Genomic DNA, 25,779 nt, shown 5'->3' with positions numbered 1-25,779 from the left:
GCCCGGGTCGGACCGGGCAGCTCACGACCCGGCAGAAAGGCCCGGCGACCGGGCGTGGTGGCGCGGCGCACCGCCACGGGCGCGCTCACGTGCTGATACAGGGCGAATCCGTCATCGGGCGCACGCAGTGGGACGTGCTGCCGGAGGGCCGTGGAAACCGGCCGGATCGTTCGCCGCTCCTTGAAGCTACAGCGAGTTCCGTGCAGTGGCCAACCGCCCTCGGTGCGGGGCGGCCATGAAACCCGCCAAGGAGGCCAGTTCGCTCGATGCCGGCGGGCGCGCCGCTACTGGGCTGACGCGGCCGGGCCCGACCGGGCCGTCTCCCAGCCTGCCGCGCACAGCGACTCGGCGACAGCGGCCGTGTAACAGGCGGAGGCGAGCCAATGCGTGGCAAAGCCGTCGCTGTCGACGGGCAGGAGGCGGCCGAAGTGGTCACGGTCGCGTGGGGCCGCCGCGCCGCACAGTGCGGTGAGGAGCCCCGCGGCCGTGGGAAGCCCCGAGCGGCGGATGCGACGGGATTCGGCGGTGACGTCGCCGAGCATGCCGAGGGCGGCGCGGCCCGCCAGAAGCGCCTGTTCCACGCGTCGCTCCAGCAGGTACAGCGGCGCATGCCCAGCGGCGTCCCCGGGCAGAGCCGGGGCCAGGTGCGCGGAGCCGGCCTGGTCCGGGAGGTCGGCCCGGCGCAGGCGGTCCAGGCCGAGGTCGACCGTGCCCTCGCCGGTGGGATGCGAGCAGGCGAGGAGCGCGAGCCGGGGGTGGGGCGCGGGCACCAGACGGCCAATGATCCTCAGCCGTGCTCCCGGTGCCGTGGCCAGCAGCATCAGGTTGTCGCGGTGGGCCAGCGCGGGTTCGTCGTCGGCGACGGTGAGCCGGACGGGAATGCCTCCCTCGCACCGCGCGAGCAGGGAGGTGCCGCCCGGCTCCCGTACGGCGCCCAGGAGTTCCACATCGAGGAACAGCAGGTCACTGCCGCCCGTGTCCAGGTGCGCGCGGCGGGAGGTGAACCGAAGGGCGCGGGCGGCCTGTTCGGACGGCGGCGTCTCCCACAGGGCGGCGAGCGGCGGCTCCGTCCACGCCGCGCCCCGGGCGGCGACGGCCTTGACACCCTTCCCCGCGCCCAGTCTGCCGTCCGGCGAGACCGTCGCCGCCGAGACCGCCAGACCCGCCCGGCCCAACTCCCGGTGGGTGAGCGCGGTGTCCCCCAGACGCACGGCCCGGTCGGCCACGCCCACGGCCCGTCCGACGCCGCCGGGGGCCACGTCGCCGACCGTGAACAGGCGGCCGTCGGTTCCGGCGACCCAGGTGCGGACGCCGCCGTGCCCCGAATCGGTGACCACAGGTTCGGTGAACAGGCCGTACAGGCGCAGCGAGCCGTCCGGACTGTACGGGCGGCGTGCGTGACCTCTGACGGCGGCCAGTTCCGCCCCGGACGCCGTCCTCACCCGGTGTGCGGTGCCCAGGAGTTCGGCCAGGGCGGTGACGAGGGCGGCGGTGCGGTAGGAGGCGTCCCCGGCGCGGGCCGCGCGCAGCAGCGTGACGACGGACAGCGCGGCGCCCGCGGCACGCGGCAGGTGCCGGAGCCGGGCGGTGTGCGCGGCACGCAGGAGCGCCGCCTGGGTGACGGCGCCCGCCCCGTCGACCCCGGACTCCAGGACGGCGGCGCCCGCCGCCCACAGGGCGTCGGCCGCGGCACACTCGGCGGGGCCCGCCGCCTCGGGGGAGGGGGCAGGGCCGGGGACCGAGGAGGAATCTTCCTCAGCGGCAGCACCGAGGGGCTCGTCGGCCGGCTGCGGAGCGGCCGCGGGGGCGGCGCAGGCGGCGGCCGCGCGGTGGACGCAGGCCGGGGCGAGGAGGCAGCCGCAGGTGAGGGCGTCCACCGTGGTCACCACGCCGCTCGGGGCGTGCAGGCGCAACTCGGTCTCCTCGTCGACCGCGATCGTCACCGTGTCCCCGTCGCGGTGCGTCGGGCGGCTGCCGAGCCTGGCGACCGCCGCGTCCAGCCGCTTGCGCAACCGGGGCGAGAGGTTCTCCACCAGCGCGGCCGTGACCTCCGGCGCAACGGCTGGCAACTGGGCGCTGCTCATGCGGTCTTCTCCCCTATCCAGCGGGCCAGTTCGAGTGGGCTGAGGGCCGCCACGGGCATCCCGGCGGCCACGAGCTGCCCGGCGACACCCGTCGAGTAGCGCGGCCGGCCGGCGTCGTCGAGACTCGCGCACCCGAGTACGTGGCACCCGGTGGACACCAGGGCGCGCACTTCGGCCAGCAGCCCGCCGAGCGGCGCGCCCTCCTCGAAGTCGCTGATGACGACGACGAGGGTGCGGCTGGGCACCGCGACCAGGCTGCGCGCGTGCCGCAGCCCGGCGGCGATGTGCGTACCCCCGCCGACGCTCACCTCCAGCAGGAGGGAGAGGGGATCGTGCACATGGCCGGTGAGGTCGACGACCTCCGTGGAGAAGGCCAGGAAGTGGGTGCTCAGGGTCGGCACCCCGACGAGCACGGACGCGGTCAGCGCGGACCAGATCGTGGATGCCTCCATGGACCCGGAGACGTCGGTGACCAGGATCAGACGCCAGTCGGCGGACCGACGGGCACGGCTGTGGAACACCGGCTTCTCGGGTATCACCCGGACCGTTCCCTCAGCGGTCCGGCGGGCGGTGGCGAGGTTGGCGCGCAGCGTGCGCGGCAGGTCGAGCCGGCCGCCGGGGCGGCGGGTGGGACGGGCCTGCATGGCGCCGGTGAGGGCGGGTCGCAGTCGGGTGGCGAGCTGCCGGGTCAGTTCGTCGACGAGGTGGCGGACCAGGGGTCTCAGCGCCGCGAGACGCGCTTCGGGGAGGCCGCCGGCGTACCGCAGGACCGTGCGGAGCAGTTCCACGGAAGGGGTGACGGCTACCGGATCGATGGCGGCGAGGACGTCCTGCCGGCCTGTCGCGGCTGCCGCGGCGAGGACCTCCTCGCGGATACCGGGGCCGAACAGCGCGGCCAGCTCCTCGGACCACTCGCGGACGCCGGGGAACGACGGTTCGCGGCCGCCGCGCCGACCGGAGCCGGGCAGGCCGGCACGGGATCCCTCGCCGTGCCCCGCACCGTAGAGCTCGTCCAGTGCGGTCGCCAGGCGGGCGGCACCGGCCGGCAGCCGGTCGGGACGGCGGCCCAGCACGAGCCGCCACCGGTCGGCGGGCGCGAGGGTCCGCCCGGGGGCGGCCCCTGTGTCGGGGCGGCTCGCGACCGCGTGGCCGGGCAGCGGTGGGAACCCGTCGTCGTACGCGGGGGACGGGACCGGCAGGCCGAGGGCGCCCAGGAGTGCGCGGGCCGCGAGGTCGGCGGCCGTGCGGCGGGCCAGGTCGGCGGGGTCGTCCGCGTCGTGGGTGTCCACCCGCTCGCCCAGCCGCTCCTCGACGGTGTCGAGGAGCCGGTCCCGGGCGGCCGGGCTCAGGGTGTCGAAGCCACCGCGCAGGGCGGGCAGCCGGGCCAGGAACGCGGTGTCGTCCAGCTCGACAACCCGGTGCAGCAACGGGTCCAGGGCATTGATGCCGACGGCGAGAAGTGGGCCCGCCACGGTCAGGACGCCGGTGAGGCGGGCGGTGAGCGCGGTCCGGGAGGCGCCGTCCACGGCTCCGTCCACCCAGGAGGCGACGCGCTCCCCGAAGGCCCCGGCGTCGACCTGGCCCGCGAGAACCCGGACCGCTCCGGCGGCCGCGGCGATCAACGGGGTGCCGTCGGCTGCCAGCCGGGTGAGCGCGCCGGTGAGCCGGATGCCGCCCAACCGGTCGGCGCGCTGTGCCAGTTCGAGCAGCGCGCGGGCGTCCTCCGGATCGTCGGAACCGGTCAGGCCGGCCACCTGACGGACCGCGGCCGAGGTCAGGAGTTCGGCCGCGTGCGCGGTGCGGGCGGCCCGGGCGGAAGCGGTGACGTCAGGGACCGAAGGGCTGTCGGGCGCGCTCAGGCCGGGCAGGTGGCCGGCGTCGATGCGGTCCAGCAGATCGAGCCCGGCCAGGAGTTCGGGAAGGGTGCCGCTCGCCGGGAGTACGGCCGCGAGTTCCGTCAGCCGTTCCTCGGCGAGGGAGGGGAGTCCGCACTCGGCGGCCTCCGTGAGGCCGTTGACGACCTGGGCGGCCGTCGGACCGCCGTCCGCGCGCTCGGCCGCGTGCCGCTGCCGCAGCACGCCCTCGGCCGCCTGGGCCGGGGTGACGCCGCGGGCCCCGGCAGCGGTGAGCATTGCCGCCGTCGCCGGGGTCCACCGCACCTGCCAGCGCGTCGTGAGGCCTTCGGTGCCGGCCGCGCCGGTCACCTCCTGCTCCTGCGCGTAGGGGATGCCGCACACCGTCAGCCTGCGCAGCAGCAGTTCGCGCCGCCGGTCCAGGGCGGAACGCGCCGGGTCGAGCCGCAGGTCGCGCGGCGTCTTCTCGTACGCGTCCTGCGGGCCGGGAAGGGAGAGCGCCGCGGTCTCCGCCTCGACGGCGGGGCCCAGTCCGCCGCGCGGCGCGGCAGGCGCGGGCCGTCCCGTACGCCCGCCGACGAGCACCTGTTCGAGGGCCCGGGCGACGGCGCGGCCCGTGCCGTACGTCTCGCCGCGTCCCAGCACCGTCTGTACGGCTTCCAGGAACTCGCCGCGGCCCGGGGCGGGCAGATCGCGCAGGCGGGCCAGGTCGCCCGCCACCCGGACGACCTCACGGGCGTCCGCCGGGCCGTAGGGGTGGCCCTGTGCGCGCAGGGCGGCGCAGACGCGGACCGCGCTGCGGATCAGCGCCTCGTGCAGTGCGGCGGGGTCTCCGGCGGCGTCCAGGACGGTGTGCTGCCACTCCGGGTCCCGGATGCCGGCCGGGTAACCGGACCGGGAGTCGAGCAGGGGGTACGTGTAGGGAACCAGGGACACGGTGCACGCGGTCGCCGACACAGCGGGGCCGTGCGCGTGGCCTTCTGCGTCCGGCACGTCCGGCGCGGCGGGTACTTCCGGCACACCCGGAACACCTGGTACGTCCGGCGCATCCGGAACACCTGGTACGTCCGGCGCATCCGGAACACCTGGTACGTCCGGCGCGGCGGGTACCTCCGGCGCATCCGCAGCGCCTGGTACGTCCGGCGCGACGGGAACACCCGGCACGTCCGACGTCTCGTGCAGTGCCTGTACGGAGTCCCTCCGGGCCCCCGCGGTGCAGGCCAGCAGCGCCGGTGTGTGGAAGGCTCCTACCACCACGGCGGGACGCCGCCCGTTCGTCAGGGCCTCGGTGACATGTCCGCGCATGCACGCCTCGCGCGCCAGGTCCGTGCCCCGCACCCCGCCCCGCGCCTCGGCCTCGTACCGCAGCGCCCAACCGGTGAGCAGGGCGGCGCGGCGGAGCGCCTCGGGAGTCGAACCGGGCGCACCGGCTTCCACCAGCCGGTCCCACAGATCGTCGCCGTCCCGGCCGGTGAGCCTCGACCGGAGCGCGTCGGACAGCCCGTACCCCGTCCCCGGCACGGGCGCGGAGTCGGCGCCCGGGGCCGGAGCGGGGCCAGGAGCGTCCGGGCCTCCCCGCGCCCACGCCCGGTCGGCCAGCGGCAGATCGCAGGCCACGGCGGGGATCCCGTTCCTCGCCGCCCAGCGCAGGGCGACCATTTCCGGCGAGAAATCCGCGAACGGGTAGAAGGCTGGCCCCCGTTCGCCTGCTGCGCCGGGCCCGTCGGCGGGCACGGCGGCCAGAGCCACCGGGGCCTCGGTCTCCTCGTGGGCGAGCCACCCCAGCCAGGGCTGGAACTCGGCGGGCAGTTCGACGAGGAGGATGTCGGGGGCCGCCGCGTCCAGCAGCGCCGGGAGGGCGGCCGCCAGCGAGGGCGCGTGGTGGCGCACTCCGATCAGGAACGGCGACCCGGGCCCGGCCGCCGCGAGTGCCGCCACCGCGGCCTCCGGGGTGTCGGGCGGCCCGGCCACCCGAGCCCGCGCCGGTGAAACGGCCTGCGCACCGGTGGTGGCCGGCGTACTGGTGGTGGCTGGCGTACGGGTGGTGGACGACGCACCAGCGCGGGACGACACCCCGGTCGCGGGTCGCTCCCCGGTCGCGGGTCGCTCCTCGGCCGTGGCCGGCTCCCCAGCCATGGGCAGCGCCTCGGCGACGGAACGCGGCGCGGGGGTGTTCGGCTCGCTCATCGTTCAGTTCTCCAGCACCGCGCGCAGGTCCCACAGAGCACGCCAGGTGGCCGACCCCTGTTCCGCGCGCCTGCGCACCGGCCCGTCCCAGTACCCCAGCAGCCGTACCGCGTCGGCGGGGTCGTCCTTGCGCACGACACCGAGCAGATGGCCGGGCAGGAGGGAGAGCACGTCCCGGTCACCGGGGAAGTAGGCGGCGGCCAGGCCCAGCGAGCCCGCGACGGAGACCGCCTCCGCCGTACTCATCACCGTGGAGGGACGCTCCACCTCCCAGCCCTCCACGGAGCGGCCCTCGCGCAGGTCCCGGAAGGCGGTGACGAGGGCTTCCAGGATCGCGTCGTCCACCTGGTAGGCGGCTCCGACGCGTTCCACGGCCGCCCGCGACTGCCGCCGTACGAGGGCGACCTCGGCGTCCACGTCCCCGATGGGGCCGACCGTCTCGAAGTTGAAGCGGCGCTTCAGTGCGGCGGACATCTCCGAGACGCCCTTGTCCCGCAGGTTGGCGGTGGCGATGAGGGTGAAGCCGGGGGCCGCGTGCACCTGTGCGCTCTCGTCGCCCGCGAGTTCGGGGACCGCGATCCGCCGCTCGGAGAGCAGCGACACGAGGGCGTCCTGGACCTCCGGGAGGCAGCGCGTGACCTCCTCGACGCGGGCAACGGCCCCCCGCGTCATGGCGGTGAGCACCGGGGAGGGCACCAGGGCCTGCTCGGTGGGGCCCTGGGCGAGCAGCAGCGCGTAGTTCCAGCCGTACTTGAGCTGGTCCTCGGTGGTCCCCGCGGTGCCCTGCACGGTGAGCGCGCTGGTCCCGCAGACGGCCGCCGCGAGCAGCTCGGAGAGCATGGACTTGGCGGTGCCGGGCTCCCCCACGAGCAGGAGTCCGCGCTCACCGGCGAGGGTGACCACGCACCGTTCCACCAGGGCGCGTTCACCGACGAACTTCTGCTCGATCACCAGGCGCCGCGGCACCCCGGCCCCGGCCTCGGCACCCTTCGGCAGGCTCACCGCCTCGCCCGCGCTGCCCATCACGAACGTGACGACGGCGCGCGGCGTGAGCAGCCAGCCGGACGGCCGGGGCCCGGAGTCGTGGGCGGCGAGAAAGGCCAGCTCGGTGGCGTACCGGTCCTCGGGCAGGGTGACCTGACGGTGCTCCGGGCCGGGCTTTGCCGCCGGGTCCGGGGCACCACTCGTGGCGGTGTCCGGAATGATCGTGGTGTCGTTCGTCATCGGCGGCGGCCCTTCCGGGGTGTGCGGGTGTCCAGTTCTTCGAAGGCGGGGGCGTCGCCGCCGCGCACCCGTGCCCAGGCCGCTGCGTACAGCGCGGGCACGGGGAGGTGGGGCAGGGTCCGGCCGGATCCTGCCACGGGGTACAGGCGTTCCTTCCAGGTCTCCAGCGGCAGTGCGGGAGCACTGCGTTCCAGCCAGCCGCACGGGAGGAACAGGCTGCGGCCCGCGCGGGAGCGCTTCGCTTCCACGACGAGGCCGGTGGCGGCGAGTTCCGCCCGCGCCTTCTTGACGCGGGCCGGCTTCCACTCGGTCCAGCGGACGCAGTTGCGGTCCGTCGGGTCGGGCAGGGCGAGCAGCATCAAGTAGAGAGCGGCGGCGTCCGCGCTCAGGCCGAGGGCTTCGGCGGCCTCGGCCACCAGGTCGGGAACCGCACGGGTCGGGTCCTGGGCCGGGTGGTACGGGGAGCCGTCGGGGACGCCGTCCGAGGCCAGCGCCCCGGCCTCCTCGCCCAGCAGTGCGCGCAGGGCGAGCAGATCACCGGTGCCGTGCGGGCCCACTGTGCCCTCGATGAGGCCGAACGCCGGGTCGTCGGGGCCTGCCAGGCCCGCGGGGCGGATCAGCAGCCTCTCGTGGTTCCCGTGGCCGGGGGCCAGGAGCAGCGCCGTGCCTGCCCGGACCAGTCCGTCGGAGTCCGTGCCGCCGGACTCGGGGACCCCGTACGCGGCGCGGATGGCGGGGCCGATCGCCTCTCCCGACTCGGTCCGCTCCAGGCCGAGTTCCAGCACCAGGCGCGGATCCGCGAGACGGTCGCGCAGGGCCGTGAGCCCGACGGGCAGGTGCGCCCTCAGCGGGTGCCCGTACGGCAGCGTGTAGGCGAGGGTGCGCAGGGCGGTCAGGGCCGAGGAGAGCGTGCCACGCGCGCCCACCCGGCGCAGCACCGGGCGACCCGTGCCGTCGGGAACATCGGTGCCGTGGGCGAGCCAGGGCCGGGTGCCCGCGTTGAGGAGCAGGTCGACGGCGGACGAATCGGTGCCCGACAGGTCGAGGTCCAGTTCCTCGGGAACGCGGACGAGCGAGGCCAGGCGGTCCTGCCAGATCTCGGCGGCGGCCGGGACGTCGGGACCCGTGGACCACAGCTCGGCCGGATCCGCGGGCAGCAGTGCCTGCTGCAGGGCGTGCCGGTCGTCCCGGGGCAGGGCGCCCAACCTCGCTTGCGCGGCCTCGAAGACACGGGTCTTCACCCCGAGCAGGGCGAGCGCCTCGGCGCCGGGCTCCGCCACCGCTGCCGACAGCAGGGCGGCGGACTGGAGAGGCCCGATCCCGGTGGCCGTGTGGAACGCCTCGACGGCTTCTGGGCGCCACGGCGCCGGGCCCTGTTCCCGTACCAGTGCGACGAGCCGGGTGAGCCTGTCGCGGGCCATGCCCTGCCCGAGCAGGCGCTCGCGGTCCAGGGTGAAGCCGGGTACGGGGCCGAAGGCGCCGGTCGGGTCGTGGTCCAGGGCGAGCCAGCGTGCCGCGTCGTTGCGGTCGTTCCAGCCGCGGTGGGCGATGACCACGACCGTACGGGCGCCCCTGCGCAGTACCTGGCCGAGGCGCTGCACGGTGTCGTGGTGTCTCGAACCGGTGGTTCCGGCGCCGAGCGGCTCGACGAGTTCCACCTGCCGGACTGTGCCGGCCGGGTCGGCCAGCGGGCCCGCGGCGAGGGTTTCCAACAGCACGAGGAGCCCGGCGCGGTACTCGGGGGAGGTGATCTCCGAGGCGGCCCGGTAGGCCAGTTGGGGCAGCTTGTCGAGAAGCGACGTCCAGGTCAGGGAGTCGCCGGGCACGGTGCACTCGTCCCGCTGCCAGCCGTCGACGGAGGTGAACGGAACCTTGGACGGGAGGGGCGGGCCGAACGCCGGCTCGCCGCCGAAGACGTGGTTGACGGCGAGGATCTGCCGGATCGTGGTCCAGCGGCTTTCCCCTCCCCACCAGCCGCCGTGGATCCGCTCGGAGTTCCAGGCGGTGGCGTCGCGCAGGGTCGAGTCGTCGGCGTGCTCGGGCTCGTGGTCGAAGAACATGCCCTGGGTACGCGCGGCGTTCCGGGGAGTGGCCGGCTGCGCGGGCTTCGGCGGTTCCAGATACCGGGCGGCTGCGGCGGCCCGCTCCACCGCGTTCCTGACGAGCCCGGCGACGCCCGCGACGAGCCGTACGTCGGTCACCTCGGGCAGCACCAGGGACACGGCCTCCTCGCTCATCTCCCGAGCCGAGGGCCCGGTGTACTCCTCGGCGGCCCTGAAGGCCTCAAGGTGGCGGGCGACCGCGGCGGCGACCTCCTCGAACAGCTTCCCCGCCCGGGAGTCCGTCAGGTTCCGCAGCGCGGCGGAGCCCCGCTCGTCCCTCGGGCGCAGGGCGTGCCAGTAGGCGAGCGGAGGCACGTACGGAGTGCCCGCCGTGTCGTTGCCGCCGCGGGAGTCGGTGGAGACGGACCACAGGCTGCCACCGGTGCCGTCGGTGTCCGCCGGGTGCGCTTCGACGGCCCGGTGGTTCAGGGCCAGGAGCGGCCGTGCTCCGCCGGGCAGGGCGAGGGCGCCGAGCGGCACCCGCGCGCCGCCGTCGGGCAGCGGGTGCGGCAGGGCGACCGTGCGGCCGTCGGGGGTGCCGGCGACGATCCGGTGCCCGTCGGCGGGGCCGGCCGCACCGGGGTCGGTGACCGTACGGCGGACCCAGCGGCCCAGGACCGTGCCGTCCGTGCCGAACGGTGTGCTCTCCAGGCCGGCCTGGAGGGGCAGCACCTGGCAGTGCTCGGCGAGCAGCCGGGTGCCGTCGCGCACCGCGGAGCGGAGGAAGGAGGGAAGGGAGGCCCGGCCGTGCGTACCGGTGGCCGGGTCGTACTCCAGCCACACCCGCTGGGTGCCCTGGTGGCCCTCCCGCCAGAAACCGGTGCCGTCGGAGATGACGGCGCGCTCGGGCGGAAGGGAGGTGTCGCCCGCGTGGAGGGCCTTGCCTCCGGTGGCGCGGCCGCCCCCGGGCAGCGGCAGGCAGACCTCGTCCAGGGCACCGGAGCCGCCCCAGTGGAGGTTCTGCTCGCCGCCGACGGTGAACACCTCGGCGGGGCGGTGCGACCAGTAGCCGCGCTGCTTGCCGTCCTCCCACCAGCTGACCAGCAGTTCTCCGTCGACGTAGCGGAAGGCGAAGGTCCGCCAGGGGTCGACGGTGGTGGGCTGCCGCAGGGTGTGCCGCAGCAGCACGCCCTGGGGGCCGACGACGACGGCCCGTTCGAGGGTGTTCAGGATCAGCGCGGGCCAGGCGCCGGTGACACCGACACTCTCCGACCGCCTGTGCCGCTGACGCGTGGCGGAGGACCGGGCGACCTCGGCGGCAAGTTCGGCGTAGGTCTCGTCGAGCGCGGGCCACCCCACTTCGTCGAGGACGCCGGTACGCAGAGTGGACGCGAGCAGGGGCACGACGTCGTGGCCGTTGAGGAGTCGCACGGCCTGCGGGGCGACGTCGGCGACCACGGAGCGGAACGCCGAGAGCCGGTTCAGCGCGGTGCGGAGCCCGGGAAGCCCGCGCGCGGCCCTGTACTCCTCGGCGCGTGCCGTGAGCCACTCCCTGAGGATCTCCGAGAGCACGGGGTGTGCCGCGAGTTTCGCCAGGACTCCCTCGCCCGGCCGCTGACCGCGCTGCTCACCGAGGCCGCCGACGTTCCGGCTCAGAAGCGCGCGGAAGACGGGCCGTTCGGCGACGGCGGTGAGGTCCCGTGCGCCGGGCGCGGTGTCGGTGAGCCACGAACCGACCGGAAGGGCGGGCGGCTGTGCGGTGTCGCTGTCGTGCTCCTCCGGCTCGGCGACGGGGATGCCCGAGGCCAGGCAGAGGTCGAGGAGGTCCAGGTCGGCGTTGCGCTGCCAGCGGCCGTGGAACAGCTCGACGGGAATGCCGTCGGCACGCAGCCGCTCCGCCATCCTGGCGGCCAGGTCCAGGGTCTGCCGGCTGCGGTCCGGGGTGGCCCGGTTGCGTCGGCGGTGCGCCTCCCAGCGGGCGAGCCAATCCGCCGGGGAGACCGAGGGGACCGAGGGGGCAGGATGGGCCCCCGGGGCCGGGTGAGCAGGGCGCGAGGCGTCCGGGAGGGCCGTCAGCAGGTCTTCCGCACCGCACTCGGCCAGGAGTGCCAGCCATGCGGAATCGCCGTCCGTGTCCCGGCCGCCCTCGCCGAAGCTCTCCGGGAAGAAGCCGAGGAGCCGGGCCCGTACGGCCGCGTCCCGCTGGGCGAGGGTGACGAGCGCGGAGCGGTAGGCCGCCCAGAACGAGGCGGGGGCGCGGACGACTCCCGGAGACCCGATCAGATCGGCCACCAGCTCGCGTTCGGCACTCTCGCGGTCCAGCCCGGCAGCCTTGACCAGCGCGCGCACGTCCTGCGGCAGTGCCGCGTACGGCGGCATGCCGGCCGCGCAGCGCTCGACCAGCAGACGGCGGAACTGCACCCATGCGTCCGCCGGTTCGAGCCGGACCGCCAGGTCGCGTACGTACTGCCGCAGCGCCTTGACGGTCAGCGCGCCGGCGAAGGCGAACTCCAGGAAGACGGCCCGCTGCCGGTCCTCGTCCACGGTCAGGCCGTGCACCCGCTCGGCCTCGCGGGCCCTGCCGAAGAAGGAGGCGGCGTAGGTGGTGTTCTCGGCCTGGAGGAAAAGGCGGGCCACCTGCTCGAAGTAGGTGGGGAGGAAGTGGGGCACGGCCCGGCCGAGGCGGGTGCCCAGAGCGTCGAAGCCCTCCTTGGCCGCTCCGGCGCGGGTCCTGGCCTGCCGGCCCAGCCGTTCGATGTCCTTGACCAGGGCCAGGGCGTGGTGCCCGTTGGCCGGGTCGTTGACCAGGGCCCAGGCCGGGAAGCCCAGCGTCTCGCGGCGCACCTGGCCCACGACGGGGGCCTCGGCGGTCCGGGCAAGACCCAGGAACTCCAGGGCCAGGTCCTCGGCCTCGCCGAGCGTGCCGGGCACGAGCCGGACCACACGCCGGTCGCCGAGGGCGGTGTGCGTGGAGGCGCGGGCGGTCAGCGCGTCGGCGTCGTCCCGGTCGGTGGTCCCGGCCGGGAGGATCGCGCCCGCGTCCAGCAGGGCCGCCGCGCGGACCCCGGCAGCGGGGGCCGCGGCGTTCTCGCCCGGGGCCTGCGCGGCAAGCTCCGTGGCCTGCGCGGGGAGGAACGTCGCACCCGTTCCTGCCGTGTTCGTGGGGATGTTCGTCGTCGTGGTGCTCATGCCGCCCGCTCCTCGTCCTCAACGTCGCGGCCCGCGTAGAGCGCCGCCGCCATGCGCATGCCCTCGGACCACGCGACGGGGCCCACCTCGGCGGCCGTCAGCGCGCGCCCCGCGGGGTCGGTCCAGCCCAGCGGGCCCGTCTCGGTGTCGTACTCGCCGTACCCGTCGTTCTCGCCGATCCAGATGCGCGCCTCGACGCTCACGCCGTCCTCGACGACCGGGCAGACCGCGTACCCGCCGCGCGACCGGTACCCGAGTTGGGTGACGCGGCCGTGCAGGAAGCGCAGTTGCTTGAACACGCCGCCGGCGTAGGTGTCCACGGAGGTGGTGTCAGGGGCGAGGTCCGGCGGGCGGCGCCACACCTCACGGAACAGCTGCTCGACGTTCTGGCCCACGCCCAGCTCGACGGCGAAGTCCCGCAGCTCGTCCAGGTCGTCGAGGAGAACCGGGTGGGGCACGCTGACGACGTCCGGGGTGATGCGGACCGTGTCGCCGTCCAGGTCGACGAGACCGAGTCCGCGGCCGGGGTCGACATCGCGCAGAAACCCGGCGACCCCGCCGTCCGCGCCGGTGACCACGACATCCCGCAGGGCCGCCTGCCACGCCGGGTCCGGCCAGACCCTGGCGAGCACGGCCGTCGGGACGGGCAGCGAACGCACCATCCACTGCTCGACGTCGGTCAGGCACTGGCGTTCGTGCCGCTCCAGCCACTCGGTCAGCTGCCGGAGTCCGACGACCGCGGGGTCGTCCTTCAACTTGGCCGGGACGGTCTTCAGCCGTCGGCCCTTTCCGTTGCGGCAGACCACCTTGCCCGCCTCCAGGGCGACTTCGTAGTCGCCCGCAGGAACCCACCCCATGCGCTGTTCTCCCCGATGTCGCGTACGGCCGCCGAACCGGCGGCACGCTGATGAAACCCGACGACGGCAACGCACCGTGACGAGTGGAAGAGACTCTAGGGGGCACCTCTGACAATGCGTATGGACACCCTCCGCTTCGGCGGTCGGGCACCCTCGCAGACCGGACGAGGCGGCCCCGGCCACCACGTCCGACGGAGCGAGTGCGCTCGGCGCCGCCTCCGGCCGCCGCGCGCACAGCGACCGGCTGGGGCGTGACAGGGCGAGCCGCAGGACAGGCCCAGGCCGCTCCCGCAGGGGCCTCCTACTGCTTCCACCCCGACGGCTGAGCGGGGTCGAGCAACCGCAACCGGGCCAGCACCGCGGGATCCTGCGCGTCGAGCCAGTCGGTCAGTTCGCGGAAGGAGACACAGCGCACTCCCTCGCGGGGGCAGACGTCCTTCATCACGTCCTCGACGGCATCCATGTAGATCCCGCCGTTCCAGTCCTCGAAGTGGTTCCCGACGAACATCGGCGCCCTGCTGCCGTGGAACACCCGCTGGAAGCCCGCGAGATAGGCGTCCCTGGCCTGCTTCCGCCACTCCTGGTACCTCGCCGGGTCCCCCTCGGTGCTCCCCTTCGACTGGTTGTAAAGGAAGTTGAAGTCCATGGAGAGCACCTGGAACTGCTTCTGGGGGAAGGGCAGCAGTTGCAGCGGAAGGTCCCAGACGCCGTCCTTCTTGGCAGGCCAGATCTGGAAGTCACCCGCGGAGCTGGCGTCGTAGCGCCAGCCGAACGGCTTGGTCGCCGGTATGAGCGTCTTCTGCCCCTCCAGGCAGGGCGCCCTTCCGCCCACGACCTCACGGGTGGGGTCGAAGGGCAGCGGATCGAGATCCTTCATGCCCGTGTTCGTCTTCCAGTTCTGTACGAAGGAGTAGAACTGGTCGATCTCCGACGTCCACTCCGCCGCACTCCAGTCACCGCCGCCCTTCTTGCCGCAGAAGTGCCCGTTGAAGTGCGACCCGATCTCGTTCCCCTCCTTCCAGGCCCCGCCGAGCTGCTCCAGCGTCATACGGATGTGTTCGTCCGTCGGGTACGAGATCGCCGCCGCTCCGGTCTTGTGCTGCGGCGGCAGATACAGGTCCTTCTTCTCCTTCGGCAGCAGATAGATACCGGTGAGGAAGAACGTCATGTGCGCCTTGCTCTCCTTCGCCACGCGCCGGAAGCGGGAGAACAGCCGGTCGTCGCTCTCGAGCGCGCCGTCCCAGGAGAACACCACGAACTGGGGCGGTTTCTCTCCCGGCTTGAGCCGCTCCGCCTTCAACTGGCCCGGCTGCGGACCGGTGTAGGAGGTGGAACCGTCTCCCAGCACCCGCACCTGCCCGTCCCACTTCTCCTCCTTGCGCTTCCCGGCGCCCGGCGGCTTCTTCGCGGTGGGCTTCGGCGCGGCGGCGGTCGCCCTCGGTCCGGCCGCGGTGTTGCCGGCGTCGTTCGACGGGTCGTCCGAGGCCGAGACGGCGAGCGCGGTGGAGAGCGAGGCGACGAGCACCGTGGCGACACCGATACCGATGGCGGGCCTGGTACGGATCCGAGCGCGCAGCGTGGCCGACTTCTTCCAGATCATCGCGACTGCTCCAGACAAGGGGGGGAGGGCGGGGGTGAAGGCTTCACGGTGCGCGTCACCGTCGCAGGGCGGCCGTGTACCGGTCCCAGATCTCGGCCGGCATCTTCCCGGCTGCCGCCGGATTCCGGCCCAGCGCCTTCAGAGGCAGGGGAGCGAGGCTCTTGGCGAGGTCCATGCGGTAGACGACGACCGCCGTGGAAGCCTCCTTGGTGGAGCCGACGTACCAGCGCGCGGTGTCGTCGGAGGTGGTGCCCGACTTGCCGGCGAAGTCGTCGCCGGTACGGGTGAGCGCCTCGGTCACCTGACCCGCCACGTCTTTGCTCAGGGCCCGGGCCGCACGCGGGCGTGGCAGCGGCACCGGCTCGCCGTTGCGCGTGATCTTCCCTACCGAATACGGGTCCGTGTGCATGCCACCGCCCGCGAACACGCCGTAGGCACCGGCCATGCGGATGGCGCTGGGGGTGGAGTTGCCCAGCGAGAAGGCGGGCACGGGCGGGCCGAAGTTGGAGGCGAGCATCCCGGACTTCTCGGCGGTCTCCCGCACCACGTCGAGCCCGGTGTCCATGCCGAGCTGGAGGAAGGGGGTGTTCACGCCTCGTGCCACGGCCTCCCGAAGGGACAGGTGCCCGTAGGAAAGGCCGCCGTCGTTCTGGCCCTTGACCATCTTGCCGCCCCGGTCCCAGTAGGGACCCTCCGGGGTCATCAGCGGCACATCGTTGTTTGCGTCGTACACGGTCGAGGGGGAGACGGGAGTGCGAGGGCCGGTGCGCTCGCGCTGGACGCCGTGTTCCAGTGCGGCCGCGTAGACGAAGGGAGTAAAGGCCGAACCCGCGGGGACCGTGGCCGTGTTGGACTCGTTGAAGGCCTGCCGCTGGAAATCGGGGCCGCCGTACACGGCGAGTATGCGCCCGTCGGAGGCGACCGTGGCGGCCCCGAACTTCGCGTGCCGGTCGGCGGCCCGGGTCTTGGGGTCCAGGGCGTCGCGCGACTTCTTGACCGCCGCGGTGAGGGCTGCCGTCCTCGGCTTCTCGAAGGTCGTGTAGATCTGGTAGCCGCCGAGGTCGAAGGCGGCGTCGGGGATCTTCCCCGCGCGCTTCGCGTACGACTCCGCGAGAGCCAGCAGATAGCCGTCCTGACCACTGGCGCTGGTCGCCCTGGGGGCTGCCCGGGGCTCGGGGAACGCCGTGTACCGCGCCCGTTCGCTCCGGCTCAGCCTGCCGACGTCCACCATGCGGTCCAGCGTCCACTTCCAGCGGTCGACGGCACGCTTGCGGTTGGCGGGGCCGAGGGTGGGATCGTAGAGGGCCGCGCCCTTGAGCATGGCGGCCAGGAACGCGCCCTCGCTGGCGTTGAGCTGGGTGACCTCTTTGCCGTAGTACGCCTGGGCGGCACGCTGGAGGCCGTACGAACCACGCCCGAACCAACTGGTGTTGAGGTAGTCCTCCAGGATCTGGTCCTTGCTCCGGTGCCGGTCGAGCTTGATCGCCATGAGCATCTCGGTGAACTTGCGCGAGAAGGAGCGGTCCTGGGAGAGGTAGACGTTCTTCACGTACTGCTGCGTGATGGTGGAGCCGCCCTGGGTGTCCCCGCCGCTGACCGTCTGCCAGAACGCACGGGTGACTCCCTGGAGCGAGACGCCGGGATCCGAGTAGAAGCCGTGGTTCTCGGCAGCCAGCACCGCCCCGCGCACGTGCTGGGGAACCTTCTCCAGGGGCATCTCCTGGCGGCTCACCCAACCGGTTCGCGCCATGCGTGTGCCGTCCGCCCAGTAGTAGACGTTGTCCTGCTGGGTGGCGAAGGCGTTGAGGTCGTCGGGTATGTCCGTGCGGGCGTACGCGATGAGGACGGTCGCCGTCAGCAGACCGACGAACGCTGCGGCCGAGCCCAGTACTTGGCGCCACGAGGGCACCCAGCGCCGCCAGCCGTGCCGACCGGGCCGGGGATAGTCCGGTCTCCTGGGGAGCCGCAGCCCCATGGACCGCTTCCTGGTCCGCTTCCTCCTGCCCCGCCCGGTGGTCAGTACCGCACGCGCGGCCTGCGTTGCCCTGTTGAACCTGTCGTGCTTGGTCATTCCCGTCCTGCTGCTAGCGATTCCAGGCCGAAGCGTCACGGAGGGTCATTTCGTGAAGTCACGTAAAGATAACAGGCACGTGCCGCGGCCCCCCCTCACGCACCAGATCGTGAACGACCGCCAGGAGACCGGGATTTCCACGCACCCGGGCCACGCCGCCCGAGGCCGGAGACCTTCACCGACGAAACCCGCGACCTTCTGCGTACTGTCGACGCCGCCCCGGGGCCGGTGCTCGGCCGCTGCGCGGATCCCCTGGGTTGAGGTGCAGTCGCGCACCGGGGAGGGTACGAGTGTGGCGGACAACGAGCACCGGCATCAGCCACACCCCGTGGAAGGGCGGCCGTCAACTGTGCGAAAGCCAACGTCTTCGTTTCCCCCACCCATACGATTCCCAGGGCGGGGCACGACCGCGATGCTGGCGGGCGCCGCCTTGTTCGTGGCGGGTGGATGTGACAGCGCGGGAAGCGGGTCCGCCAACCGCCCGGTGACCTCCCCGGCGGTCACGCGGACTCCTCAGTCACCAGGTGTGGAAACGCAGGGCAACGACAACGAATCCGTGTCAAAGGCTCCCGGGGCGGCCGCCGGCGGAAAGGTGCTCCTTGCCACCCATTCACGCAAAGGCAACGCCACCTTGCCGCTGAAGGGCGGGGCAAGGACGGACCTTCTGAGCGTGCAGTTCAACTGCCAGGGCAAGGGCGGCGGCACCGTCTCGGTCGAACCGATCGGCATGGAATTCCCCGTCACATGCGTCGAGCACCAAGTCAACAGCACCTACCACGAGATCCGCTTGAAACGCCCCCGAGCGGAAGCGGAGATCCGGGTCACCGCACCTTCCACCGTCCGTTGGGCACTGACCGCTGAACAGTAGGGTCCGCACGAATCCCGCGCGGATCCCGCGCGGCAGGGCCGGTATGCGCTCACGAGTGGGTGGTCCGGAGGCGCTCGGCGGAGGGGGGGCGAGTGGCTGCGCATCGAGGGCCACAAGCCGCGTCGCCCCGGCTCCCCCGCCCCGTACCCGGCCAGCTGGCGAGTGAGACGGGCCGGCGCCGGTAGCCCTACGGCGGGGTTCCCCGGTCGGCCGTCGGCGGCCAGCGGTCGGAGGCCAGCGGTCGGCGGTATGCGGCGAGGAAGGCGCGGATGCCGCTGGTGGCGTATCGGTCGAGGTCGGCCTCGGTGTGCTGGGCGCTGCCGTGGAACATGGCCTGGTTCACCGGGATCCACAGCAGCAGACCGGAGAAGTGGTGAGCTGCCAGTACCGGATCGTCTGTCTTGAGCAGACCGTGTGCGGTGAGGCGCTCGAAGGTGGCTGCCAGAGTGGCCAGTACACGCTCGAAGCCCTGTTCGTACCAGGCGGCACCCAGTTCGGGGAACGCGTCGGCGTTGGCGATGATCAGGCGTCGAAGCTGGATCACCTGGGGCTGGGTGAGGGCTGTCAGGAACTGGCGGGCGAGCCGGGTCAGATTCTCTTCCAGGTGGCCGGCGTCGGTGGGGACGTCGGCCATCAAGTCGATCATGCCGTCGATGCGGTCGGTCGTGGCCAGGACGATCTCGGCGAACAGTTTCTCCTTGTCCGCGAAGTGCTTGTAGACGGTCTGCTTGGACACCGCGGCCAGCTTCGCGATGTCGTCCATGCTCGTCCCCGCGTACCCCTTGTCCAGGAACACCGCGGTCGCGGCCTCCAGGATCGCCTGGTGCTTGCGCTGTGAACGGCTGTCCATCGTCAGTTGCCTCTCTCTGCCTGCATCCCGGCCCCCACCCGAACAGTACTGGACTGACCAGTACTCGTGTGGGTACTGTACCGTCCAGTTCCGAAGCGCCGGGGAATCTCACCCTGTGCGCTCCCCAGACGCGAGCGGGAGTGGGTTTTTCGATGGACAAGGTGTTTTCCGCCGACGGCACGGCCCTCGCGTACGAGCAGCAGGGCGCGGGCCCCGCGGTGGTGCTCGTGGGCGGTGCCTTCATGACGCGGGGCGATTCCGCCGGTCTCGCGGGCCTGCTGGCCGAGCACTTCACCGTGATCACGTACGACCGCCGTGGACGCGGCGACAGTGGCGACAGCCCGACGTACGACGTCCAGCGGGAGGTTGAGGACCTGGACGCGCTCATCGAGCAGGCGGGCGGCGCGGCGATGGTCTTCGGCATGTCGTCCGGTGCCGTGCTGGCACTGGAGGCCACGGCCCGCGGCAGCGCCGTCACCCGGCTCGCCCTGTACGAGCCGCCGTTCGTCACCGACTCCAGCCGCCCTCCTCTGCCCACCGATTACGTCGACCACCTCAAGGAGCTGGTGGCCCGGGAGGCGTTCGGTGATGCGGCGGCCTACTTCATGACCGCCGCCGTGGGCATGCCCGCCGAGGTCGTCGCGGGAATGCGGCAGGCTCCCTTCTGGTCCGGCATGGAGGCCACCGCGCGCACCCTCCCGTACGACGGCCAGGTCATGGGCGACACCATGTCCGGCCGCCCGCTGCCCGCCGAGCGCTGGCAGTCCGTGAAGGTGCCGGTGTTCGTCGGCAGCGGGGACGCGGGTGCACCGCACATGCTCACCGGAGCGAGGGAGCTCGCCGCGCTGGCCGACAACTTCACCCTGCACGTCTTTCCCGGCCAGGAGCACAACATCGCCCCCGAAGCCCTCGCCCCTGTCCTGACCGGCTTCTTCACCACGGGGGCGCACGCATGAGCAAGGCCTTCACCAGCCTGGACATGTCCCAGGACGGCGACATCGCCGCCCCGCGGCGCCGCGGGGCAGCAGCACACGTCCTTCAGGAGGTCTCCCGCCACGACCTCTCCGGCAGGGTTCGGCACCACCGTCGAAGCCGGCTCCGCATCACGATGATCAGGCACCGGATGTTCTGACGCGGCACGCTCCCCCTGACCACTGCCCGTACGGGATATGGGGCAGGATCCGTCAGAAGTCCGCGTGCGCGGATCTAGGGTGGGGCGTCGTGGACACCGACATCGCCGCCGCAGGGCGCTCTCACACCGTCGCCGCCCTGGTCCATGACGGGATGGCTCCCTTCGAGCTGGGAATCGTGGTGGAGATCTTCGGGCTGCGACGTGCCGAGTTGGAGCTTCCCTGGTACGACCTGAGGGTCTGTGCTGCTCTGCGCGGCCCTCTCCGGATCGCCGGTGGGATGACGCTGGAGGTCGAACACGGCCTGGAAGCAATTGACTTGGCGGACACCGTGATCGTGCCCGGTGCGGACGTCCTGGGTGCGACGCCGGAGCCTGTCAGTGAGGCGCTGCGGCGAGCTCACCGGCGCGGTGCGCGCATGGTGTCCATTTGTTCGGGTGCGTTCACCCTGGCCGATGCCGGACTTCTGGACGGGCTGACGGCGACGACGCACTGGAAGTTCGCGCCGCTCCTCGCCTCGCGTCGTCCGGCGGTCCGGGTGGACCCGAGCGTGCTCTACGTGGATTGCGGCCAAGTGCTGACCAGCGCAGGTTCGACGGCGGGAATCGATGTGTGCCTGCACATCGTACGGACCGACTTCGGTGCGGTAGCAGCGAACACCGTCGCACGGCACATGGTGGCTCCGCCGCACCGCGAGGGCGGGCAGGCCCAGTACATCGCCGCCGCGGTACCGGCACAGGAGCAGCACGACGCGGTGGGGCGGGCGATGGGCTGGGCGCTGGAGCACTTGACGCAAACCGTCACGCTGGACGACCTGGCCGGGCAGGCGAACATGAGCCAGCGCAGTTTCGTACGGCACTTCCAGAAGCGTGCGGGCACCAGCCCTATCCGTTGGCTCGTGGATCAGCGGGTCCGTGCCGGTCTGCCGCTGCTGGAGGGTACGGACATCCCGGTGGAGAAGGTGGGGGCGGCGGTGGGCTTCGACAGCCCTGCCACTTTCCGGCATCACTTCCGCCGGGTGATGGGCACGTCGCCGGCTGCGTACCGCAGGGCCTTCGCGCACGGAGGAGCGCTGCGTACCGCAGGGCCCACGCGCACCAAGGAGCGACGGACTCCCGCTGTCCCCACCGTCCCTGACGTGGCGGGAATTGCCCGGTAGCCAGCAATTTCGCCACTGTCGGCGCCAGGGGCGGAGGCTGGAGGATCACGAGCGGCGCTCTTTCGACGCCCCTCATACTTCCGAAGGTTCCTGATATGTCCCTGGTCAAACGTGCTCTGCCTCAGCGCGGCGATGCCGACGCGGTGGCTGCCCACTTCGCCGCGCACCTGGCCGTCCACACCGACATCCACGATGTCGCCGCCGATCTCGAGGCCGGTGTGGAAGGCCTCGTCATCATCGACACCCGGCCGTACGAGAACTGGCGGCAGGGGCATCTGCCCGGCGCCGTCCCGATGCGGGCAGCCTCCGTCGCGACGGACGCGGCCGGCCGTGTGCCCGGGACTGCCGTCGTCATCACCTACGGGTGGGGGCCGGCCTGCGACTCCGGAACCCGTGCCGCTGAACAGTTCGCCCTGCTCGGATACCCGGTCAAGGAGATGCTGGGCGGCTACGAGTACTGGGTACGCCGCGGACTCCCCCTGGAGACCCCCCACGGTCGCGTCACCAGCGGGCCGGACCCGCTGACCGGACCCGCGCCCGGCCCGGCCGGGGGAGAAGGCCGATGAATCAGGCCCACCGGGACCAGGACGCGCTCCAGACCCGCGCCGTCCACCCACCACGGGGCCACGCCCACTCGCTGAGCCGGCCCACTGCCACTCCCGTGCACCGCACCGCCACCTTCACGTTCTCCTCCTCGGACTCGTTCGCCCAGGTCATGGCGGACCACTCCCAGGGATACGCGTACAGCCGGATCGACAACCCCACCAGCGACGAGTTCGCCGGCGCCGTCGCCGCGCTGGAAGGAGGGCAGGCGGCCCAGCCCTTCGCTTCGGGTATGGCCGCCATCACCACCACACTGCTCGCCTTCCTCTCGACAGGCAGCCACATCGTGGCGCAGCGGCAGCTGTACGGCGGCACACACCACGTACTGACCCGCGTGCTTCCCCGCTGGGGGATCGGGGTGTCGTTCGTCGACTCACCGCAGGAGGCGGCGTCGGCGATGACGGAGAACACCCGACTTGTGTGGTGCGAAACGATCTCCAACCCGACGTTGCGCGTGGCGGACGTTCCCGCCCTCGCCAAGGTGGCGCACGACGGAGGGGCGCTGATCGTCGTCGATTCGACGTTCGCCACTCCAGTGGTCTGCCGTCCGCTGTCCCTGGGGGCGGACTTGGTGGTGCACTCTGCCACCAAGTACATCGGCGGGCACAGCGATGCCACGGGCGGGGTCGTCACCGGTGACCGCCAACTCGTGGAAACCGTGCGCGCCATGCGCACGGACCTGGGCGGATCGCTGGCACCGGACGAGGCGTTCCTCCTGCTGCGAGGACTGCAGACTCTTCCGCTGCGTGTCGAACGGCAGAACCGGACGGCAGCCCGCCTCGCGGAAGGTCTCCACTCCCATCCTGCCGTCGAGGCGGTCGAGTACCCGGGCCTTCCCGGGCACCCGGACCATGCCCTCGCGGCTGCTGTGCTGGCGCCAGGCCGGTTCGGCGGCGTCGTCACCCTCACTCCCCGCGGCGGGAGAGAAGCGGCCGGGCGGCTCTGCGACAGCCTCCGGCTGTGCCACATGGTCACTTCGCTGGGTGGGACGGCCACCGGTGTCTCCCACGTCGCCTCCACCAGCCACCGTCAACTCGACGACGCGGCACTGGCGGACGCGGGCATCCGGCCGGGCGCCGTCCGCATCGCCGTGGGGCTGGAGGAGCCGGACGATCTGCTGGCGGACCTCACCACCGCCCTGGACAGACTGTGACTGGTCAACGGGTGGGCGGGCCAGACGCCGTGCTTCTTCAGTGCCCAAGCTGTCACGGCGCCCCCTGCAACCCGGGCAATGACCTGGGCCCGGCCAATGACCTTCGGAGGCAGTGATCGTGAGGCGGAGAATGATGCACACCAAGCGGATCCTTGCCGGGCTGGTCGGCACAGTGGCAGCCCTGGGCTTGTCGCCGCTCTCCCCTGCCCACGCGGCTGACGGGTACGACCGATGCCCTGTCGGGTACTACTGCATGTTCGCGGGTCCCGACGGCACCGGAGACATGATCAAACTGAGGTCGAACGCGCCGGACCTGGCTGCACTCGGCATGAATAACCGGGCCAAGTCCGACTGGAACCGGACCTCCTCGACCATCTACCTGTGGTCCGACGCGCACTACGCCGGGTGCACGTCCGTCACGTCGTCCGGCCCGACCGGCAAGGGCAACTTCTTCCCGGCCTATCAGGACTACTTCAGCGCGGTGCAGTTCGACGGACCGGGCGGCCCGAGCTGTGGCACACCGTCCGGCGAAGACGGCTAGGGGCTGTCGGTCCGGTCACGCCACTGCCTAGGGTGTACGAGCGGGTAGACGTGCACGAAGGAGAGCGGGAGCAGCGTGCGGTCCTGGAGGTTGCGGCGTGGAGTCGTCATGGCTCTCGCGGGTCTGGTTGCAGTGGGGGGTTGCTGCGCCATGCTGAGCGAGCGGCCCGAGAGAATCGCACGTGGCCGCATCGCAGGCATCTGGATCGGTGAAAACGGCGCACGGGTCGTGATGCGCGTGGACGGCCGGTTCGAGATGTCCGGCATCCCTCGCAGCGCCCTCACTCCCCGCTTCTCCGAGCCACCCCTGCGCGGGGAGAACGTTTCTGGAAGCGGGACCTGGACGCCGGTGGGGGACAGCGGCAGCGTGACGACCATCTCGCTGTCCATCGCTGCCGGCGGGTCTTTCGCCGAGGGCACGGATGCTGAGGAGCTGGGCGTGGCACGAAGTGGCGAGGGGCCGGTTCTCTACTTCAGCACCGATCCCGACAAGTGGTACGGGTTCGAGCTCCGCAAGACCGGCAGCTGAACCGATGGCCGAGTTCTGGCTGTGTCCATCGGGGCCCCAGCTCTCCGGGCACAGACGGCCGTACCGGCACACCCCGCCGCGCGCCTTCACGCGGTGGACGCGAAGTGCGGTGCTGTCGGACCGGCGTGCTTGACTGAAAGTGCTCCCCGGGTGGGGCAAAGGGCGTCGCCGGCGGACTTGCCGGGAATGCACCGGGGAGAGCGAAGGGGGGCCTGGGGGATGGGCAGGGAACCGGCGCAGGGCTCGTCTGCCGCGCTCTGTCAGTGGCCGGAACTAGGGTTCGCACCATGCCTCACGACCGACGACCACTATGCCTGCCCCGCATGGACGCCGCACCCGTTCTCCGGACCGATTTCGCTGACGGCGCCGGCTGGACTCGCCTGGCGCAGGCCCTGGGAACGCCCGTCGCCGTGGAGGAGGGCTCACAGGACGTCTGCGACTACGACAGGGCCATCGACTACGTCATCCCGCTCGACGAGGAGGAGTACCGGGGATTGCTGCCCGAGATGGTGCTCGCCGCGGCCCCCGGCACTGGCCACGACCTGCCGTACGACCACCTCTACCTGGCAGACGCGGAAACCTTTGCCTCCGATGATCTGCCTTTGCTCGGCATCGACATCCATGTGAGCGAGGCTCCTGGGTCGCGTGAAGAGCCGTTCCGTGTTCCGGCCCTTCATGTGGTCGGCGTCGAAATCAACGACAGCATCGGCAACTTGTTCTTCCGCGAATTCCATGGATCTGACTGGTCGGACTTTGACGCGCATGCAGCGGGGCCGGGGACTGCTGTGTACGAGGAGTTCCGAGCGGTGGATCAACAGGGCGATTGACAGGCAGGAACTCCCTTGAACACCTTCTTCTGAACTGGAGATTCCATGTAGCGCTGAGGAGGCCCGAGTGGGTCTCCGACACGGGATTGAGCACCCCCACGTGGGGAGTCCAGGTGGAAGGCGTAGAAGCCGCGCACTGCCAACGGGTGGTGCGCGATCGTGGCCACGGTGTACACGGCCGCCTCCGCCACGGTGGCTTGTTCGCAAGCCCGGCCGCCGCGCGGCTCCCGGCCCCCCTGGGCGTCTACAAAGCCTGCGTGGTGTGGGTGATGACGTGCGGGAGTTCCTCCGTGGCGTTGTTCCACTGGTCCTTCCCCGGCTGCTGGGAGGTGGAGGCGTCGCCTTCGTGGGTTCCCGCGATCTTCTCGATCAGGGAGTGCGTGGTGTCGAGTTCGGGCGGCAGCTGGGTGGTGCTGCCGGGTGTCTCGTCCGCGGGTGCGGTGGTGCCGCCGGTGGGGGCGGCCGCGCAGGCGGCCGGGGCCAGGGCGATGCCGCCGAGGACGGTGGCGAGCAAGGCGGCAGGCAGTACACGTGTGTGGATCATGCTGAGGTAACGCGGCGGGCGGGGGACGGGTAACGGGAGCAGGCGAGGCACGGCGCCCGTGGGGGCCTGCGTGCGGCCGGCGTTGACGGGGAGCTTGTCCCGCGGAGGGGTGAGTTGAGCGAGCGGGACGAGGTCCGCAGTCGGTTGGCCGCCGGCGATGCCGTCTTTTTTAGTTTGCCCGGCCGGATTCCCGTCGTCGAGACTGCCTTCCCGGGACCAGTCGGAGCGGGCTTCCCGTGCCCGGGGCGAGCGGTCGCACTTACTGCCTTTTGCACGTCCGTCGAGTGAGCTGACCAAGGTGGTGCGCGCTCCGCGTACGAGGCCGGGCGACAGGACCGGTGCCGGGTCCTTCACAGCCGACGGTGCGCGGGGTGCTTTCGTCAACCGGCCCTGCTGAGCCGCGCACGCGGAAGCGGCCCGGCACCGGTCCTGCCGGCCGGCCCGTCTTTCGTGCGGAGTGATCGTTAGT

18 protein-coding genes are annotated in these 25,779 nt (G+C 72.4%); 9 read left to right on the top strand and 9 right to left on the bottom strand.

Going from position 1 to position 25,779, the window contains the following annotated elements:
- Positions 1–284: 284 nt before the first annotated feature.
- The 7 genes from ACFWVV_RS21680 to ACFWVV_RS21650 form a co-directional block, all read right to left on the bottom strand.
- Positions 285–2,084: a hypothetical protein gene (locus ACFWVV_RS21680; RefSeq protein ID WP_384354037.1), complete on the bottom strand. Its 1,800-nt coding sequence runs from the start codon at positions 2,082–2,084 to the stop codon at positions 285–287.
- Positions 2,081–6,124: a DUF5682 family protein gene (locus tag ACFWVV_RS21675; RefSeq protein ID WP_384354035.1), complete on the bottom strand. Its 4,044-nt coding sequence runs from the start codon at positions 6,122–6,124 to the stop codon at positions 2,081–2,083. The genes ACFWVV_RS21680 and ACFWVV_RS21675 overlap by 4 nt, the downstream gene beginning before the upstream one ends.
- A 3-nt stretch (positions 6,125–6,127) precedes the next feature.
- Positions 6,128–7,348, bottom strand: coding sequence for an AAA family ATPase (locus ACFWVV_RS21670; protein WP_384354033.1), 1,221 nt, complete (start codon positions 7,346–7,348; stop codon positions 6,128–6,130).
- The gene (locus ACFWVV_RS21665; protein WP_384354031.1) at positions 7,345–12,579 is read right to left on the bottom strand and encodes a hypothetical protein; all 5,235 of its coding nucleotides are present in this window, start codon (positions 12,577–12,579) and stop codon (positions 7,345–7,347) included. The genes ACFWVV_RS21670 and ACFWVV_RS21665 overlap by 4 nt, the downstream gene beginning before the upstream one ends.
- Positions 12,576–13,436 (bottom strand): DUF4132 domain-containing protein, encoded by an 861-nt coding sequence (locus ACFWVV_RS21660; protein WP_384354029.1) that lies wholly within the window; start codon positions 13,434–13,436, stop codon positions 12,576–12,578. Before ACFWVV_RS21660 ends, ACFWVV_RS21665 begins: the two co-directional genes overlap by 4 nt.
- A 301-nt stretch (positions 13,437–13,737) precedes the next feature.
- Positions 13,738–15,036 (bottom strand): hypothetical protein, encoded by a 1,299-nt coding sequence (locus tag ACFWVV_RS21655; RefSeq protein ID WP_384354027.1) that lies wholly within the window; start codon positions 15,034–15,036, stop codon positions 13,738–13,740.
- A 55-nt stretch (positions 15,037–15,091) separates the two neighbouring features.
- The gene (locus tag ACFWVV_RS21650; protein WP_384354025.1) at positions 15,092–17,107 is read right to left on the bottom strand and encodes a transglycosylase domain-containing protein; all 2,016 of its coding nucleotides are present in this window, start codon (positions 17,105–17,107) and stop codon (positions 15,092–15,094) included.
- 526 nt (positions 17,108–17,633) lie between these two features.
- Between ACFWVV_RS21650 and ACFWVV_RS21645 the strand changes: the two genes are divergently transcribed.
- On the top strand, positions 17,634–17,975 hold the full coding sequence (locus ACFWVV_RS21645) for a hypothetical protein (RefSeq protein ID WP_384354023.1): 342 nt from the start codon (positions 17,634–17,636) through the stop codon (positions 17,973–17,975).
- A 187-nt stretch (positions 17,976–18,162) separates the two neighbouring features.
- On the opposite strand, the gene ACFWVV_RS21640 is transcribed toward ACFWVV_RS21645, so the two are convergent.
- Positions 18,163–18,825, bottom strand: coding sequence for a TetR/AcrR family transcriptional regulator (locus ACFWVV_RS21640; protein WP_384354021.1), 663 nt, complete (start codon positions 18,823–18,825; stop codon positions 18,163–18,165).
- A 152-nt stretch (positions 18,826–18,977) separates the two neighbouring features.
- Between ACFWVV_RS21640 and ACFWVV_RS21635 the strand changes: the two genes are divergently transcribed.
- From ACFWVV_RS21635 to ACFWVV_RS21600, 8 genes are all read left to right on the top strand, one after another.
- A complete protein-coding gene (locus tag ACFWVV_RS21635; RefSeq protein WP_384354019.1) occupies positions 18,978–19,781 on the top strand; it encodes an alpha/beta fold hydrolase in 804 nt (267 codons plus the stop codon).
- Positions 19,778–19,957 (top strand): hypothetical protein, encoded by a 180-nt coding sequence (locus ACFWVV_RS21630; RefSeq protein ID WP_384354017.1) that lies wholly within the window; start codon positions 19,778–19,780, stop codon positions 19,955–19,957. The genes ACFWVV_RS21635 and ACFWVV_RS21630 overlap by 4 nt, the downstream gene beginning before the upstream one ends.
- Before the next feature lie 89 nt (positions 19,958–20,046).
- The gene (locus ACFWVV_RS21625) at positions 20,047–21,114 is read left to right on the top strand and encodes a helix-turn-helix domain-containing protein (RefSeq protein WP_384354015.1); all 1,068 of its coding nucleotides are present in this window, start codon (positions 20,047–20,049) and stop codon (positions 21,112–21,114) included.
- Between the two features lie 95 nt (positions 21,115–21,209).
- The gene (locus ACFWVV_RS21620) at positions 21,210–21,680 is read left to right on the top strand and encodes a rhodanese-like domain-containing protein (protein WP_384354013.1); all 471 of its coding nucleotides are present in this window, start codon (positions 21,210–21,212) and stop codon (positions 21,678–21,680) included.
- A complete protein-coding gene (locus ACFWVV_RS21615; protein ID WP_384354011.1) occupies positions 21,677–22,870 on the top strand; it encodes a trans-sulfuration enzyme family protein in 1,194 nt (397 codons plus the stop codon). The genes ACFWVV_RS21620 and ACFWVV_RS21615 overlap by 4 nt, the downstream gene beginning before the upstream one ends.
- Positions 22,871–23,000: 130 nt before the next feature.
- Positions 23,001–23,411, top strand: a complete 411-nt coding sequence (locus ACFWVV_RS21610; RefSeq protein WP_384354009.1) for a peptidase inhibitor family I36 protein — start codon at positions 23,001–23,003, stop codon at positions 23,409–23,411.
- A 108-nt stretch (positions 23,412–23,519) separates the two neighbouring features.
- Positions 23,520–23,939: a hypothetical protein gene (locus ACFWVV_RS21605; protein ID WP_384354007.1), complete on the top strand. Its 420-nt coding sequence runs from the start codon at positions 23,520–23,522 to the stop codon at positions 23,937–23,939.
- A 323-nt stretch (positions 23,940–24,262) separates the two neighbouring features.
- Positions 24,263–24,766: a DUF6924 domain-containing protein gene (locus tag ACFWVV_RS21600; RefSeq protein ID WP_384354005.1), complete on the top strand. Its 504-nt coding sequence runs from the start codon at positions 24,263–24,265 to the stop codon at positions 24,764–24,766.
- 244 nt (positions 24,767–25,010) lie between these two features.
- Here ACFWVV_RS21600 and ACFWVV_RS21595 read toward each other — a convergent pair whose 3' ends face one another.
- The gene (locus ACFWVV_RS21595) at positions 25,011–25,310 is read right to left on the bottom strand and encodes a hypothetical protein (RefSeq protein WP_384354003.1); all 300 of its coding nucleotides are present in this window, start codon (positions 25,308–25,310) and stop codon (positions 25,011–25,013) included.
- Between the last annotated feature and the right edge of the window lie 469 nt (positions 25,311–25,779).

This window comes from Streptomyces sp. NPDC058663 (assembly GCF_042716745.1).
In the GTDB taxonomy this organism is placed as follows: domain Bacteria; phylum Actinomycetota; class Actinomycetes; order Streptomycetales; family Streptomycetaceae; genus Streptomyces.
The sequence above is the reverse complement of the archived record's forward strand: the minus strand, read 5'-3'. Positions and strand labels throughout refer to the sequence as shown.

Excerpts from the sequence above, each read along its gene's own strand:
- ACFWVV_RS21680 (WP_384354037.1), bottom strand. The coding sequence starts at position 2,084 with ATGAGCAGCGCCCAGTTGCCAGCCGTTGCGCCGGAGGTCACGGCCGCG.
- ACFWVV_RS21675 (WP_384354035.1), bottom strand. The coding sequence starts at position 6,124 with ATGAGCGAGCCGAACACCCCCGCGCCGCGTTCCGTCGCCGAGGCGCTG.
- ACFWVV_RS21670 (WP_384354033.1), bottom strand. The coding sequence starts at position 7,348 with ATGACGAACGACACCACGATCATTCCGGACACCGCCACGAGTGGTGCC.
- ACFWVV_RS21665 (WP_384354031.1), bottom strand. The coding sequence starts at position 12,579 with ATGAGCACCACGACGACGAACATCCCCACGAACACGGCAGGAACGGGT.
- ACFWVV_RS21660 (WP_384354029.1), bottom strand. The coding sequence starts at position 13,436 with ATGGGGTGGGTTCCTGCGGGCGACTACGAAGTCGCCCTGGAGGCGGGC.
- ACFWVV_RS21655 (WP_384354027.1), bottom strand. The coding sequence starts at position 15,036 with ATGATCTGGAAGAAGTCGGCCACGCTGCGCGCTCGGATCCGTACCAGG.
- ACFWVV_RS21650 (WP_384354025.1), bottom strand. The coding sequence starts at position 17,107 with ATGACCAAGCACGACAGGTTCAACAGGGCAACGCAGGCCGCGCGTGCG.
- ACFWVV_RS21640 (WP_384354021.1), bottom strand. The coding sequence starts at position 18,825 with ATGGACAGCCGTTCACAGCGCAAGCACCAGGCGATCCTGGAGGCCGCG.
- ACFWVV_RS21635 (WP_384354019.1), top strand. The coding sequence starts at position 18,978 with ATGGACAAGGTGTTTTCCGCCGACGGCACGGCCCTCGCGTACGAGCAG.
- ACFWVV_RS21630 (WP_384354017.1), top strand. The coding sequence starts at position 19,778 with ATGAGCAAGGCCTTCACCAGCCTGGACATGTCCCAGGACGGCGACATC.
- ACFWVV_RS21620 (WP_384354013.1), top strand. The coding sequence starts at position 21,210 with ATGTCCCTGGTCAAACGTGCTCTGCCTCAGCGCGGCGATGCCGACGCG.
- ACFWVV_RS21615 (WP_384354011.1), top strand. The coding sequence starts at position 21,677 with ATGAATCAGGCCCACCGGGACCAGGACGCGCTCCAGACCCGCGCCGTC.
- ACFWVV_RS21610 (WP_384354009.1), top strand. The coding sequence starts at position 23,001 with ATGATGCACACCAAGCGGATCCTTGCCGGGCTGGTCGGCACAGTGGCA.
- ACFWVV_RS21605 (WP_384354007.1), top strand. The coding sequence starts at position 23,520 with ATGGCTCTCGCGGGTCTGGTTGCAGTGGGGGGTTGCTGCGCCATGCTG.
- ACFWVV_RS21600 (WP_384354005.1), top strand. The coding sequence starts at position 24,263 with ATGGACGCCGCACCCGTTCTCCGGACCGATTTCGCTGACGGCGCCGGC.
- ACFWVV_RS21595 (WP_384354003.1), bottom strand. The coding sequence starts at position 25,310 with ATGATCCACACACGTGTACTGCCTGCCGCCTTGCTCGCCACCGTCCTC.